Annotated in this window: 13 protein-coding genes; 6 read left to right on the top strand and 7 right to left on the bottom strand. The window is 68.2% G+C overall.

Annotated features, from left to right (window positions below; all coding sequences use genetic code 11):
• The 3 genes from A6745_RS22725 to A6745_RS22715 all read left to right on the top strand — a co-directional run bounded on the left by A6745_RS22725 (nt 1) and on the right by A6745_RS22715 (nt 2,284).
• Entirely contained in the window at nt 1-1,272 is a 1,272-nt protein-coding gene (locus A6745_RS22725; protein ID WP_011516114.1) for a TrbI/VirB10 family protein, read from the top strand.
• Entirely contained in the window at nt 1,269-1,514 is a 246-nt protein-coding gene (locus A6745_RS22720) for a DUF2274 domain-containing protein (protein WP_011516115.1), read from the top strand. The genes A6745_RS22725 and A6745_RS22720 overlap by 4 nt, the downstream gene beginning before the upstream one ends.
• 437 nt (nt 1,515-1,951) lie before the next feature.
• Entirely contained in the window at nt 1,952-2,284 is a 333-nt protein-coding gene (locus tag A6745_RS22715) for a DUF2325 domain-containing protein (protein WP_066133169.1), read from the top strand.
• A gap of 182 nt (nt 2,285-2,466) precedes the next feature.
• Here the strand turns inward: A6745_RS22715 and A6745_RS22710 are convergent, their stop codons facing one another.
• Nucleotides 2,467-3,099, bottom strand: coding sequence for a C40 family peptidase (locus A6745_RS22710; protein ID WP_407922750.1), 633 nt, complete (start codon nt 3,097-3,099; stop codon nt 2,467-2,469).
• A gap of 331 nt (nt 3,100-3,430) precedes the next feature.
• Between A6745_RS22710 and A6745_RS22705 the strand changes: the two genes are divergently transcribed.
• The 3 genes from A6745_RS22705 (at nt 3,431) to A6745_RS22695 (ending at nt 7,112) form a co-directional block, all read left to right on the top strand.
• Nucleotides 3,431-5,338, top strand: a complete 1,908-nt coding sequence (locus A6745_RS22705; RefSeq protein ID WP_407922752.1) for a propionate--CoA ligase — start codon at nt 3,431-3,433, stop codon at nt 5,336-5,338.
• A complete protein-coding gene (locus A6745_RS22700) occupies nt 5,335-5,742 on the top strand; it encodes a GlcG/HbpS family heme-binding protein (RefSeq protein WP_066132396.1) in 408 nt (135 codons plus the stop codon). The genes A6745_RS22705 and A6745_RS22700 overlap by 4 nt, the downstream gene beginning before the upstream one ends.
• A gap of 101 nt (nt 5,743-5,843) precedes the next feature.
• A complete protein-coding gene (locus tag A6745_RS22695) occupies nt 5,844-7,112 on the top strand; it encodes an MFS transporter (RefSeq protein WP_082853269.1) in 1,269 nt (422 codons plus the stop codon).
• Nucleotides 7,113-7,134: 22 nt separating this feature from the next.
• Here the strand turns inward: A6745_RS22695 and A6745_RS22690 are convergent, their stop codons facing one another.
• The 6 genes from A6745_RS22690 to A6745_RS22665 all read right to left on the bottom strand — a co-directional run.
• Complete coding sequence (locus A6745_RS22690; RefSeq protein ID WP_066132391.1) at nt 7,135-8,523, bottom strand: M20 family metallopeptidase; 1,389 nt, start codon at nt 8,521-8,523, stop codon at nt 7,135-7,137.
• Complete coding sequence (locus A6745_RS22685) at nt 8,520-9,485, bottom strand: ABC transporter ATP-binding protein (RefSeq protein WP_066133166.1); 966 nt, start codon at nt 9,483-9,485, stop codon at nt 8,520-8,522. The genes A6745_RS22690 and A6745_RS22685 overlap by 4 nt, the downstream gene beginning before the upstream one ends.
• A 113-nt stretch (nt 9,486-9,598) precedes the next feature.
• Nucleotides 9,599-10,594, bottom strand: coding sequence for an ABC transporter ATP-binding protein (locus tag A6745_RS22680; RefSeq protein ID WP_066132389.1), 996 nt, complete (start codon nt 10,592-10,594; stop codon nt 9,599-9,601).
• Nucleotides 10,595-10,596: 2 nt separating this feature from the next.
• The gene (locus A6745_RS22675) at nt 10,597-11,508 is read right to left on the bottom strand and encodes an ABC transporter permease (protein ID WP_082853243.1); all 912 of its coding nucleotides are present in this window, start codon (nt 11,506-11,508) and stop codon (nt 10,597-10,599) included.
• A 2-nt stretch (nt 11,509-11,510) separates the two neighbouring features.
• Nucleotides 11,511-12,428 carry an ABC transporter permease gene (locus A6745_RS22670; RefSeq protein WP_066132388.1) on the bottom strand — a complete coding sequence of 306 codons (918 nt, stop codon included), beginning with the start codon at nt 12,426-12,428 and terminating at the stop codon, nt 11,511-11,513.
• A gap of 17 nt (nt 12,429-12,445) precedes the next feature.
• A partial coding sequence (locus A6745_RS22665) for an ABC transporter substrate-binding protein (RefSeq protein WP_066132385.1) occupies nt 12,446-13,742 on the bottom strand: 1,297 nt, incomplete at its 5' end.

The raw sequence follows: 13,742 nt of genomic DNA, 5'->3' as shown, positions 1-13,742 counted from the left end.
ATGATCCAGGACGACACCCCCGACCTCGCCAGGCCGCAAGCGGGCAAGGTCGCGCCCGAGGCGTTGGCGCTGCGCGCCCAGCCGCGCCCGGTCACGCGCCTGAACCGGCGCACGCTGGCCATCCTCGTCGGCGGCCTGTCGGTCGCCGTGCTCGGAGCCACGATCTGGTCGTTGCAACCGCAGCGGCGCAGCGCGGGCGAGCAGCCCGAGCTTTACAACGTCGATCGCGTCTCGAAGTCCGAAGGGCTGGACGGCCTGCCGGCCGACTACTCGAAGCTGCAGCCGAAGGTGCCCGAGTTGGGGCCGCCGCTGCCGGGCGATCTTGGCCCGGCCATCGTGAACTCGCAGCAGCCGGCCGTGGCCGCTTACGCGGCCCCCGGCCACCATCCCAACGATGCCTTGCGCAAGGAGGAAGAAGCCGCTGCGGCTTCGTCGGTGTTCTTCCGTTCGGGCGGCCAAGGCCCCACCGCCGCGGTGGCGCAGGCGACGCCGGGTGCGCCTGGTGGTGCAAGCGCGCTCGCGGCCTTCGACCCGCTCGCAGCCGGGTCGGCCTCGACGGCGGCGCAGCCTGGCGACCCGACCGCCGTGCAGAACCGGCAAGACCAGAAGGAGGCGTTCCTGAAAGCCGGTTCTACGGAAACCCGCAATTCCGGCAATCTGGCGCTGCCGGCGTCGCCCTATCAGGTGATGGCTGGAACCGTGATCGCGGGCGCGCTGGTGACGGGCATCAAGTCGGACTTGCCGGGCGACGTGATCGCCACGGTGACGGAGCCGGTCTATGACACGGCTACAGGCAAGTACCTGCTGATCCCGCAGGGGTCGCGCATCCTCGGGCGCTACAACAGCCAGGTCAGCTACGGGCAGAGCCGCGTGCAGGTGGTGTGGAACCGGATCATCCTGCCCGACACGTCCTCGCTGACGCTCGACAACCTTGTCGGCACCGATCCAGCCGGCTATTCCGGTCTAGAGGATGACGTGGATTGGCATTGGAATCGCATCGTCGCGGGCGCGGTGCTGACGACGCTGCTGGGCGTCGGAGCCGAGCTGGCCGCGCCGGAGAACCGCCAGGACGGCAACCGCATCGTCATCGCCGGGCGCGACAGCGCCCAGGACGGCATCAATCAGGTCGGCCAGGAGATCACCCGGCGCAACATGAACATCCAGCCGACGCTGACCGAGCGGCCGGGCCTGCCGGTGCGGATCATCGTCAACCGGGATCTAGTGCTGCGGCCCTACCAGCCGCTGTTCTTCAATCGGGGAGCTTCGCAATGAGCGCGACCAAGAAGCTGCGGCTCGGGCCGCTGCCCAAGACCGAGAACGTCAAGCTGACCTTTGCCTGCCCGGCCAGCCTGAAAGCCGACCTCGACCGCTACGCCGCGCTGCACGCGCAGGCATATGGCGAAGCAGTCGATGCAGAGAAGTTGATCCCGCACATGCTGGAGGCGTTCATGGCGGGGGATCGGGGATTCAGGAAGGGCACGACGACCCGGAGCGCGCCATCAAAGCCTACATGATGGCATCGCATTCCAACGGCATCCATCGAACGCGCAGCCCTCAGCTGCGCGTTCTTCATTCTGGAGGCCGCCAAGCCTCTTGGGCTATGATGACGCGACAGGCCCGCCGTTCCTCGGCAATCCAGCACGACACAGTGCGATGCGGCTTTCTCTCCCGACGCTCTTATGTGGCTCCTAGCCGACGAAGCCGCGGTTCTGCAAAGCGGCCCCGAAAAGAGCTAACCTACTGCCCCATATACGGTTTCAAGCCCTGCGTGATTTGCGCGAAAGACTTGACACCGGCACTTTTTTGGATGGCGCAAGGGGCTCGGCTATCGGATCGACGGGGGCATTAAAAAATTAAATAAGAACCGATCTCATTTAATTTGACTAAACAATAGGAATCATTATCATTAACACCTGTCTCAAACACATTGAGGGAATCCATCATGGTGGCAGTGGCGGCAGGGCTGAGTGCAGTGATAGTGGGCGCCGACAGGCTCGGCAACATTCCCGACCTTCTGAAGGGTCACAACATCTCGATCACGCATCACATCAGCGGCCGTGATCCCTCGCATCAAAAGAAGACGCTGCAGTTGCCGTCGGGCACGCAACTGGTGATCCTGCTGACGGATTTCCTGGGCCACAACGTCATGAAGACCTTCCGGCACGCCGCCCAGCGCGCGGGCATCCGCGTGGTGGCTTGTCGGCGTTCGGTGTGCAGCATGCAGCAGGCCCTGCAGCAATGCGGCCTGTGCGCCAATGCGGCGCAGTGTCCCAACGCACGCTGAACACCGTCCGATAAGAGCACCGCGGGTTGCGCCGCGGTCGTGATGCGAGACAACGAAGCGGCCGGAACGCGATGCGTCCGGCCGCTTCGCGCATTCCGCCAGCGGAGGCGTCACGCGGAGCGCCCAATGGCATCGGGCCCGCGCAAGCGGGCCCGATCGGCATGCCGTGCCACGAAGCGGGCTCAGTCGGCCCGGGCCGACGCCACGCTGGTGTTGGAGATGCGGCGCGCGCCGTTGTAGCGCTTGTTCCAGTAAGCCATCTTCATGTCTTCGATGCGGACCCGGCCGCCCGCGCTGGGCGAGTGCACGAAGCGGTCTTCGCCCATGTAGATGCCGACGTGCGAAAAACGGCGGCCCATGGTGTTGAAGAACACCAGGTCGCCGGGGCGCAGTTCGTTGCGCGCGATCGAGGTGCCCCAACCGGCGATCTCGGCGGCGTTGCGGGGCAGCTTCAGGCCCAGCGAGCGCTCGGCCGAGTATTGGACCAGGCCGCTGCAATCGAAGCCGGTGTCGGGCGAACTGCCGCCGAAGCGGTAGCGCACGCCCAATTGGGTGAGGGCTGCGCCGACCAGGGGATTGTCTTCGGTGAGGGACAGCGAACGGCGGGGTTCGGACTTGCGGCCCAGCTTTTGGGAGACCAGTTCGCCGATGGGGTCGTTGGACGCGGTCCAGTCGCCATCGTAGCGGTCGAAGCCGCCCTCGCCGCTGTCTTCGTAGGAGAGGCGGTCTGCACGGGGGCCGTTGCCGGGACTGCTTGCGCAACCTGCCATCACCGCCACGCATCCCATCGCACCGAGCATCCGGACCCACTGCATGACGCGGCGGGAGTGGAAGGCTGAGAGCGAGGAATGGGGCCTGGTTTGAGGCATTGTTCTCGGGAAGAAAGCTGCGCGTCGGGGCCGGAAGGGCCACCGAAGGGTAACAAACAATTCAGCGATTCTACCAAACCGATTGTGACAGTCTGTGTGTCTCAAGCAGACATCTTGCAGGGTTCTACGGGAAATGCGGGTTGATCTTGGCGCGATCCTCGGGGAGACTGAGGGCGCCACGGCAAGCTTCATGAAAGCTGGGCATGCCACGATAAGACCAAAAAGAGCAACTGGACGCCGGGCGCCGGGTAAAGCCGTGCTGCAAAAGGCTACCGAAATATATCAGGAGACATACATGGAAAGAACTCGGGATTTCCACTATCGGTCCATTCATGACCGGGACGGATTCTGGCGCGAGGAGGCCCAGCGCATCCATTGGGAGACGCCGTTCTCCCAAGTGCTGGATGACAGCCGCCTGCCCTTCGCGCGCTGGTATGTGGGGGGGCGCACCAACCTCTGCTACAACGCCGTCGACCGCTGGCTGCCGCAGTATGCCGGCCATACCGCGCTGGCCTGGGTCTCCACCGAGGTCGGCCAGCAGCGGATCTATACGCGCGCCCAGTTGCATGCCGAGGTGAACGCGGTGGCCGCCATGTTGCGCGAGCAGGGCGTGGGCCGCGGCGATCGCGTGCTGATCTACATGCCGATGGTGCCCGAGGCCGTGTTCGCCATGCTGGCGTGCGCCCGCATCGGCGCCGTGCATTCGGTGGTGTTCGGCGGCTTCGCGTCGGTGAACCTGGCGCAGCGCATCGACGACGCGGCGCCCAAGGTGCTGGTGTGCGCCGACGGCGGGTCGCGCGCGGGCAAGGTCGTGCCGTACAAGCCGCTGGTCGACAAGGCCCTGGGCCTGTGCCGGACGCCGCCGCCGGCCGTCATCGTGCTGGACCGGGGGCTGGTGCCCTTCGAGCCGCTGGCGGGCCGCGACCTGGACTACGCCGAACTGCGCCGCCGCCACGAAGGCGCGCAGGTGCCGGTGCAATGGGTGGAGTCGTCCGAGCCCAGCTACGTGCTGTACACATCGGGCACCACCGGCCGCCCCAAGGGCGTGCAGCGCGATACGGGCGGTTATGCCGTGGCGCTGGCCGCCTCCATGGAATACCTGTTCGACGGCAGGCCCGGCGACACTTTCTTCTGCACCAGCGACATCGGCTGGGTGGTGGGACACTCCTATATCGTCTACGGCCCACTGATCGGCGGGCAGGCCACGGTGCTGTACGAAGGCACGCCCGTGCGTCCCGACGGCGCCATCCTCTGGAAGCTGGTCGAGCAGTTCGGCGTGAACACGCTGTTCTCGGCCCCCACGGCGGTGCGCGTGCTCAAGCGCCAGGATCCGGCGCTGCTGCGCCGCCACGACCTGTCCTCGCTGCGCGCCGTGTACCTGGCCGGCGAGCCGCTGGACGAGCCGACGGCCCGCTGGGTGTCCGAGGGCCTGGGCAAGCCCATCATCGACAACTACTGGCAGACCGAGTCGGGCTGGCCCATCCTGTCGGCCCAGCCGGGCGTGGAACGGGTGCCCACGCGCTTCGGCAGCCCCTCGTTTCCCACCTATGGCTTCGACGTGCGCATCGTCGACGAAGCCACGGGCGAAGACCTGGAGCCGGGCGAGAAGGGCGTGGTGGCCATCGAGCCGCCGCTGCCGCCCGGCGCCATGACCACCATCTGGGGCGACGACGAGCGTTTCGTGCAGACGTATTTCACGTCCGTCCCGGGCCGCCAGGTGTATTCCACCTTCGACTGGGGGCGGGTGGACGACGACGGCTACTGGTACATCCTGGGCCGTACCGACGACGTGATCAACGTGGCCGGCCACCGCCTGGGCACGCGCGAGATCGAAGAATCCATCAACAGCCATGCCGGCGTGGCCGAATGCGCGGTGGTCGGGGTGGCCGACGAACTGAAGGGACAGGCGGCCATGGCCTTCGTGGTGCTCAAGCGTCCCGACGATATCGAGGGCGCCGACGCGGTGCGCGCGCTGGAAGGCGATATCATGCGGGTCGTGGAAGAGCAGCTAGGCGCGGTGGCGCGGCCTGCGCGCATCCGCTTTGTCGGCGCGCTGCCCAAGACGCGTTCGGGCAAGGTGCTGCGCCGGGCCATCGTCGCCGTGTGCGAGAACCGCGACCCGGGCGATCTCACCACCATCGAAGATCCCTCAGCCCTGCAACAGATCAAGGAAGCCTTGCAATGAAGAGCAAACCCGTGCTGACCGCGGAAGACGTGAAGAAAATCCTGGCGGCGGCCGAAGCCCATGCGTTGGCCAACAAGTGGGCGGTGACCATCGCCGTGGCCGACGACGGCGGCCATCAGCTGGGCATGCTGCGCCTGGACGGCGTGGCGCCGGTCTCGTCGTACATCGCTCCCGCCAAGGCGCGCACCGCCGCGCTGGGCCGCCGCGATTCCGCCGGCTACGAGGACATCATCAACAAGGGCCGCACCGCGTTCCTGTCCGCGCCGCAGCTCGAAGGCATGCTGGAAGGCGGCGTGGTCATCGTGGCGCAAGACCAGGTGATCGGCGCCGTGGGCGTGTCGGGCGTGAAATCGACCGAAGACGCCGAGATCGCTCGCGCGGGCATCGCGGCACTGGGCCTGTGACACAGGGCCAGCCCCCGGAAGCCTCGGCCGGCGCCTCCGGGGCGCCGGGCCAGGGGGCCCTGAATCCCGGCGTCACGCGCCGGGAACTCTGGGCCTGGGCGATGTACGACTTCGCCAATTCCGGGTACACCACCGTCATTCTCACGACGGTGTTCAGCACGTATTTCGTCAGCGTGGTGGCTGGCCGGGCGCACTGGGCCACCCTGGCCTGGACGGCGGCCCTGTCGCTGTCCTACCTGGCCATCATGCTGACCATGCCGACGCTGGGCGCGCGCGCGGATGCGCGCGCCAGCAAGCGCCGGCTGCTCCATACCAGCACCGTGGGCTGCGTGGCGGCCACGCTGGTGCTGACACAGGCTGGCCCCGGCGCCGTCTGGCTGGCGCTGGCCGCGATCGCGGTCTCCAATTACTGCTATTGCATCGGCGAATCCATCATCGCCGCGTTCCTGCCGGAACTGGCGCGCCCGCATGCGCTGGGCCGGGTGTCCGGCTGGGGCTGGAGCTTCGGCTATTGTGGCGGCATGCTCACGCTGGGCCTGTCGCTGGCCGTGGTCACCTGGGGCGAGTCGCAAGGCATGGGCGCGGCGCAATTCGTGCCGTGGGTGGTCGTGGTCACGGCCGTGATGTTCGCCCTGGCGGCGCTGCCCTCGTTCTTCCTGCTGCGCGAGCGTTCGCGGCCGCATGCGCCCGCGCTGGGGCAGGCCGGCGTGCTGGACATGCTGGCGCGCCTGGGCCGCGCGTGGCGTGACACCGGTCGGCACTATCCCGAGTTCCGCCGGCTGCTGATGTGCGGCGCCAGCTACCAGGCGGGCATCGCCGTGGTCGTCACGCTGGCCGCCGTGTATGCCGAGCAGGTCATGGGTTTCGGCATGGCGCAGACCATGATGCTGGTGTTCACCGTCAACATCGCCGCGGCGGCCGGCGCGTTCGGCTTCGGCTACGTGCAGGACCGCATCGGCCACAAGCGCGCGCTGGCCATTACGCTGGCGGGCTGGATCGTGATGGTGCTGACGGCCTATGCCGCCGTCACCGCGCCCGTTTTCTGGGCCTCGGCGATGCTGGCCGGCCTGTGCATGGGCACCAGCCAGAGCGCGGGCCGCGCCATGATTGGCGCGCTGGCGCCGCCGTCCCGGCTGGCCGAGTTCTTCGGACTCTGGACCTTCGCCATCCAGCTTGCGGCCGTGATCGGGCCGCTGACCTACGGCCTGGTGACGTGGCTGACGCAGGGCAACCATCGCCTGGCCATCCTGATCACCGGGGTGTTCTTCGTGGCCGGCCTGCTGCTGCTGGCGCGCGTGGACCTGGCGCGCGGCATCGCGCGGCGCAATGCGGCCGCCGTTCCCGCGCCCGCGGTCGCGGACCCGTCTTAGCGCCTGTCCACCCTGACAGGCCCTACCTGGTGGGCGCGCCGCCGGCGCCCATGTCCCAATACAGCCCGGTCATCAGCCGCAGGGCCTCGCGCAGCAGTTCGGGCGGCAGGTGCTCGTTGGGCGCGTGCTGCGAACAGCCGGGATACGAGTGCGGCACCCACACGGTAGGCAGGCCCAGCACGTCCGTGAAGATGTCGTTGGGCAGCGAGCCGCCCAGGTTGGGCAGGATGGCGATCTTCTTGCCGCAGGTCTGCTGCAATGACGCCACCGTCCAGTCCACCCACGGGTTGTCGGGATCGAGCCGGGTGGCGCGGAACATGGTCTCGCGCGTGGTCTGGATCTGCACCATGGGATAGCCTTCCCGGTCCAGGTGGCGCCGCAGCGCGGGCAGCAGGTCGTCCGGATCGACGCCCACCACGAAGCGCAACTGGCAGCGCGCCCAGGCGCGCGGCGGAATGGCGTTCACGGGGGTCTCGGGGTTGCCGGTCTTGTAGGCCAGGACCTCGAACGAGCACCACCCGAATACGCGTTCGGCCGGCGACAGGCCCGGCTCGCCCCAGTCTGGCTCGATGGTGGGGCCGTCCGCGCCGCCATCGACCTCGCAATCCGCCAGCACGCGGCGCACCGAGGCCGGCAGAGCCTTGGGCCGCCATTCCGGCACCCGGATCTGGCCGGTGGGCGACACCAGCGTGGAGATCGCATGCGCCAGCTGGATGCCGGGATTGGAGATCAATCCGCCCCAGTTGCCCGAATGATGGCCGCCGGCGCGCGCCTCGATGCTCAGGTCGACGTTCAGGCTGCCGCGCGCGCCCAGGAACACCGTGGGGCGTTGCGCGCTCAGTCGCGGTCCATCCGAGGCAATCAGCACGTCGGCCTTGAACAGGTCTCGGTTGGCCTCGCACAGTTCGCGCAGCCCGGGCGAACCGGTCTCTTCTCCCATCTCGATCAGGTACTTGGCGTTGAAGCCCAACCGGCCGCGCGTCTGCAGCACGATGCGCAGGGCCTCCAGGTTGACGGCGTGCTGGCCTTTGTTGTCGGCGATGCCGCGGCCGTACCAGCGGCCTTGCGACTCGGTCAGCGTCCAGGGCGACAGGCCGGGCAGCCACTCGGGCTCCAGGCCGCGGATCACGTCGCCGTGGCCGTAGCCCAGCACGGTGGGCAGCGCGGCGTCCTCGATGCGCTCGGCGTAGAGAAAGGGCGCCCGCGCCTTGGGATGGGTCAGGATGCGGCAGGTGAATCCCATGGCCTCGAAGGCGGGCCGCATCTCGGCCTCCAGGTACTGCGGCAGGACCTCGGCGCGGTCCGGATTCTGGCTTTCGGTGGGAATCGCGATCCGGCGCGCCAGCACTTGGCGGAATGCGCCCGAATCGAAGCATTGCTCGGCCTGTTCGACGGCTTGGGTGCGGTTCATGCGGAATCCTGTGAGGTCGGGAAGACGAGATGGCAGGCGACCGAGCCGCGCGCATCGGCGCGCAACGCGGGCCGGGTGTCCTTGCATGAGGCCAGGGCATGGCGGCAGCGTGGATGGAACGGGCAGCCGGACGGCGGATGCAGCGGATCGGGAAACGACACGCCCAGGCCGGTATCGGGCAGCCCCAGGCCGGGCTCGGGCGTCAGCACCGAGGCCAGCAGGGCCTGGGTGTAGGGATGGCGGGGCCGCGCGAACAGCTCCGCGGTGGGCGCCGACTCGACCACGCGGCCCAGGTACATCACCGCGACGTGCGTGGCGATGTGCTCCACCACCGCCAGGTTGTGGCTGATGAAGACATAGGTCAGGTTGAATTCGCGCCGCAGGTCCATCAGCAGGTTCATGATCTGCGCCTGCACGGAAACGTCCAGCGCCGACGTGGGTTCGTCGCAGATCACCAGGCCCGGCTGCATCACCAGCGCACGGGCGATGGCCACGCGCTGGCGCTGGCCGCCGGACAACTGGCCCGGCGTGTTGCCGGCCAGCCGCGCGGGCAGGCCGACGCGCTCGAGCATTTCGATGGCCTTGTGCTGGCGAGGATTGGCGATGCCATGCACTTCGAGCGGCAGCGATACGATCGAGGCGATGGTGCGGCGTGGATTGAGCGACGAGTACGGGTCCTGGAAGACCGGCTGCACCTGCCGGGCGATGTCGCGGCGCGACAGGGTGGCGATGTCCTGGCCGCCCAGCCGGATGGCGCCGCTGCTGGGCCGCAGCAGTCCGAGCAGCATGCGCGCCAGGGTGGATTTGCCGCAGCCGGATTCGCCGACGATGCCCAGCACGCCGCCGCGGGGCAATGCCAGGTCGACGCCATTGACGGCGTGCAGTTCGCGGCTCGGGCCGAACAGGCCGGTCTTGACCGAGAAGCGGCGGCTGACGGCCTCGGCCTGCAACAACGGCGCCAGCCCGGCGTCGGCGTATGCCGCTTCGCGCCGGGACGGCGGCGCGTCAAGCGTATCCACGGAAGGGCGTTCATGCCGCGCACTGTGGAGCTCGTCCTTGGAATGGTTCAAGGGGCTCATGGCCTGGTCTCCAGTGGGTCTAGCACGCAGCGCCACTGCCGTCCGTCCTCCGAGCCGCGCAGCGGCACCGGGGCATGGCACTCGGGCCGGACATGCGCGCAGCGGTCGGCGAAGGCGCAGCCCGGCGGTGCGCCGATCAGCGAGGGCACCACGCCGGGAATCGTGCCGAGCCGGGAGCCCGGCGGCGTGCGGCCCGGAATGGGGATACAGTCCAGCAGGCCCTGAGTATAGGGATGGCGCGGATGGGCGTACAACTGGCGCACCGGCCCTTCCTCCACCACCTGGCCGGCATACATCACCGCCACCCGGTGCGCGATGCGCGCCACCACGCCCAGGTCGTGGGTGATCAGGACCATGGCGATGCCCAGTTCGGCCTGCAGGTCGGCCAGCAGGCGCAGGATCTGCGCCTGGATGGTGACGTCCAGCGCCGTGCTGGGCTCGTCGGCGATCAGCAGTTCGGGGCCGCACATCAGCGCCATCGCGATCATCACGCGCTGCCGCAGTCCGCCGGACAACTGGTGCGGATACTGCCCCAGGCGCTGCGCGGCCGAGGCGATGCCGACCTTCTCCAGCAACTCGACCGCGCGGTCGGTCGCCTGGCGCTGGCTGGCGCCGCCGTGGTGCCGGTAGTGTTCGGTCAACTGGGTGCCGATGGTGTAGGCCGGGTTCAGCGCGGTCATGGGCTCCTGGAAGATCATGGCCATGCGGCTGCCGCGCAGCGCGTTGACACGGCGCCGTCCCGCGCGCGACAGGTCTTCGCCCAGCACCGCCAGGCGCCGCGTGCTGCGGCGCGCGGCCTTGGGCAGCAGGCCCATCACCGCCAGCGAGGTCATCGACTTGCCGCAGCCGGACTCGCCGACCAGGCACAGGGTCTCGCCGCGCCGGACCTGGAACGACACGTCGCGCACCGCGTGCAGCGGGCCGCGAGGCGTATCGATATCCACGTGCAGGCCCTGTACGTCCAGGGCGATGTCGGAGGTCGTGGTGTCCATGGTCAGCCCCTTTCCTCGGGGGCCAGCAACTGGTGCAGGCCGTCGCCCGCCAGATTGATGGCGAAGATCAGCAGCGCCAGCGCGCTGCCGGGTATGGCGATCAGCCAGAACGAGAAGAACATGTAGGCCTTGGCTTCGGAGATCATCAGGCCCCACGACGGCAGCGGCGGCTGCACGCCCAGGCCCAGGAACGACAGCGCGGCCTCCAGCAGGATGGCGCTGGCGGCCTCCAGCGTGGCGATCACGATCAGGTGCGGCAGCACGTTGGGCAGCACTTCGCCGCGGACGATGCGCCACGTCGAGGCGCCCGCCGCCTGCGCGGCCGCCACGTACTCCAGCGACCGCACCTGCTGCGTGGCGCTGCGCATGACCACCGCGTAGCGGTCCCACTTGAGCAGGCCCAGCACCAGGATGACCACCCACAGCGAGCCGCCGACGATGGCCACGGTGGCCAGCGCCACCAGGATCACCGGCATGGACAGCCGGGTGGTGATCAGGAAGGACACCGCCATGTCGATCTTCCCGCCGAAGTAGCCGGCGGACATGCCCAGGACGGTGCCGATCACGCCCGAGATCAGCGCCACGCTGAGGCCGATCAGCAGCGAGATGCGCGCGCCGTGGATCAGGCGCGACAGGTAGTCGCGGCCCAACTGGTCGGTGCCCAGCGGATGCAGCCAGGTGCCTTTTGCATACCAGACGGGCGGCGTGGTGCGGTGGGCCAGGTCCTGGAAATACGGATCGTGCGGCGCCAGCCAGGGCGCGAACAGCGCGGCCGCGGCGATCAGCAGCAGCAGGCCGCCGCCCACCAGCAGGGCCTTGTCGCGCCGGGCGCGGCGCCACAGGCTGTGGCGGGAGGAGGGCGCGGGCGCCGCGGCGGGCGCCTGCGCGAGCGTGGAAAGCAGGGGACCGGCCATGATCAGGACACCCGGATGCGTGGGTCGAGCCAGGCGTTGGCCACGTCGGAGGCCAGCGTCAGCAGGACGTAGATCACCGACAGCAGCAGCACGATGAGCTGCATGACGGGGTAATCCTTGAACGTGATGCTTTGATAGGCCAGGTAGCCCAGGCCGTCGAGCGCGAAGATGGTCTCGACCACCACCGAGCCGCCCAGCAGGTAGCCCAGCTGCACGGCCGCCAGCGCCACCACCGGCACGATGGCGTTGCGCAGCGCGTGCTTGAACACCACCGTGCCGGCCGGCAATCCCTTGGCGCGCGCGGTGCGGATGTAGTCCGCGCCCAGCACCTCGATCATGCCGGCGCGGATCAGGCGCATGAAGGCCGGCGCCACGTAATAGCCCAGCGCGATGGCCGGCATCACGAAATGCTGCCAGGTGCCGCTGCCCGAGACCGGCAGCACGCGCAGCGTGATCGAGAACAGCATGATCAGCAGCAGCGCGAAGAAGAAGTTGGGCAGCGCCTGGCCCAGCACCGCCACGGCCAGGCAGGCCCGGTCGGCCAGGCTGCCCTTGTACAGCGCCGCCAGCACGCCCAGCGGCACCGAGATCAGCAGCGCCACGCCCAGCGAGGCCAGGCCCAGCAGCAGCGTGGTCTGCAGCTTGGACAGGATCAGCGGCCCGGCCGCCGTCTTGAAGTAGACCGAGGTGCCGAAGTCGCCGCGCACGATGTGCCACAGCCAGTCGGCGTACTGCACGGCGATCGGACGATCCAGGCCGTAGGCCTTGCGGATCATGTCGATATCGGCCTGGCGCGCGCCTTCGCCGGCCAGCGCCACCGCGGGGTCGCCCGACAGGTGCAGCAGCAGGAACGCCAGGACCGAGACGGTCAGCGCGACCAGTACCGCCAGTCCCAGGCGCTTGATCGTGTATGCAAGCATGGCAGGTTCTCCGCGCCTTACTTCCAGCGCATGTCCCAGAAGCGCACCAGTTCGTCCGGATAGGCCTTGAAGTCCAGGTCCTTGGTGGCGACGTAGTACGCGGGCAGCAGCCACAGCGGCGCGCCGTAGGCCTGCGCGGACAGGCGCGCCAGTGCCTTCTGGTAGGCGGCCTTGCGCGCGGCGGGGTCGATGGTGTGGTCGCCTTCCTTCAGCAGCGCGATGACCTCGGGATCGCGCGTGACGTCGTCGCTGCCGCCGCCGAAGTACACCGGCGTCGATGCCGAGACGTCGTTGACCAGGTTCGAGCCCCAGGTCTGGTGCGTCAGCGCGGTCTTGTTCGAGCGGGACATGTCGCGCATCGCGGCGTACTGCAGGAAATTCAGCTTGGCGCGGATGCCCACCGCGCGCAGGTAGTTGATGATGGCCTCGGTCTGGTTGCGCTCGCGGTAGGCGGCGATGTCGATGTCGAAGCCATCGGGATAGCCCGCCTCGGCCAGCAGCTTCCTGGACAGCGCCGGGTCGTACGGGTACATCGTGGCGCCTTCCTGCGTGCAGCCGACCTGCGAGGGCGTGCACAGGGTGTTGAGCAGTTCGCCGCCTTCGCCCACGATGTTCTTGACGATGGCCTGGCGGTCGATGGCGTGCAGGATGGCCTGGCGCACCCGGATGTCCTTCAGTTGCGGCGCCGGCGTGCCTTCGCGGATGTTCATCTGCATGAAGACGATGCGCATGGTCTTGCCGCTGACGACCTGAAGCGTCGGCACGGCCTTCATCTGCTCGGCCTGGTCCTGCGGCACGCTCATGATGAAATCCTGGCCGCCCGACAGCACTTCCGCCATCTGCGTCTGCCGGTCCGGAATGAAGCGGATGACGATCTTGCCGATGGTGGGCTGGCCCTTGGGCGAGTCCTTGAAATAGTCGGTGTTGCGCTGCAGGGTGATCGACTTGCCGGGCTGGTAGTCGGTCACCTTGTACGGACCCGATCCGACGGGCTTGGCATTCATGCCCTGCGGACCGACTTCCTGGTAATACTTGGCCGGATGGATGGCCACGGTGGTGGACAGGTATTCCTTGGCGCCGGGAAAGGGCTCCTTGGTGGTCAGCCGCACCTTGTACTTGTCCAGCTTCTCGACCTTGTCGATCCAGTTGACGTTCTGCTGCGTGACGGCCTTGTTCTTCGGGTCGGCCACGAAGTTCAGCGTGTACACCACGGAGTCGGCGTCGAATTCCTCGCCGTTGTGGAATTTCACGCCCTGGCGCAGTTCGAAGTCGATGGTCTTGTCATCGACCTGGGTCCAGCTCTTGGCCAGGTTG

It is taken from the genome of Bordetella ansorpii, assembly GCF_900078705.1.
Classification (GTDB): Bacteria; Pseudomonadota; Gammaproteobacteria; order Burkholderiales; family Burkholderiaceae_B; genus Bordetella; species Bordetella ansorpii_A.
This window is presented reverse-complemented; position numbering and strand designations above follow the sequence as displayed.

Coding starts and splice junctions, on each gene's coding strand:
- A6745_RS22725 (WP_011516114.1), top strand. CDS start 1: ATGATCCAGGACGACACCCCCGACCTCGCCAGGCCGCAAGCGGGCAAG.
- A6745_RS22720 (WP_011516115.1), top strand. CDS start 1,269: ATGAGCGCGACCAAGAAGCTGCGGCTCGGGCCGCTGCCCAAGACCGAG.
- A6745_RS22710 (WP_407922750.1), bottom strand. CDS start 3,099: ATGCAGTGGGTCCGGATGCTCGGTGCGATGGGATGCGTGGCGGTGATG.
- A6745_RS22700 (WP_066132396.1), top strand. CDS start 5,335: ATGAAGAGCAAACCCGTGCTGACCGCGGAAGACGTGAAGAAAATCCTG.
- A6745_RS22695 (WP_082853269.1), top strand. CDS start 5,844: ATGTACGACTTCGCCAATTCCGGGTACACCACCGTCATTCTCACGACG.
- A6745_RS22690 (WP_066132391.1), bottom strand. CDS start 8,523: ATGAACCGCACCCAAGCCGTCGAACAGGCCGAGCAATGCTTCGATTCG.
- A6745_RS22680 (WP_066132389.1), bottom strand. CDS start 10,594: ATGGACACCACGACCTCCGACATCGCCCTGGACGTACAGGGCCTGCAC.
- A6745_RS22675 (WP_082853243.1), bottom strand. CDS start 11,508: ATGGCCGGTCCCCTGCTTTCCACGCTCGCGCAGGCGCCCGCCGCGGCG.
- A6745_RS22670 (WP_066132388.1), bottom strand. CDS start 12,428: ATGCTTGCATACACGATCAAGCGCCTGGGACTGGCGGTACTGGTCGCG.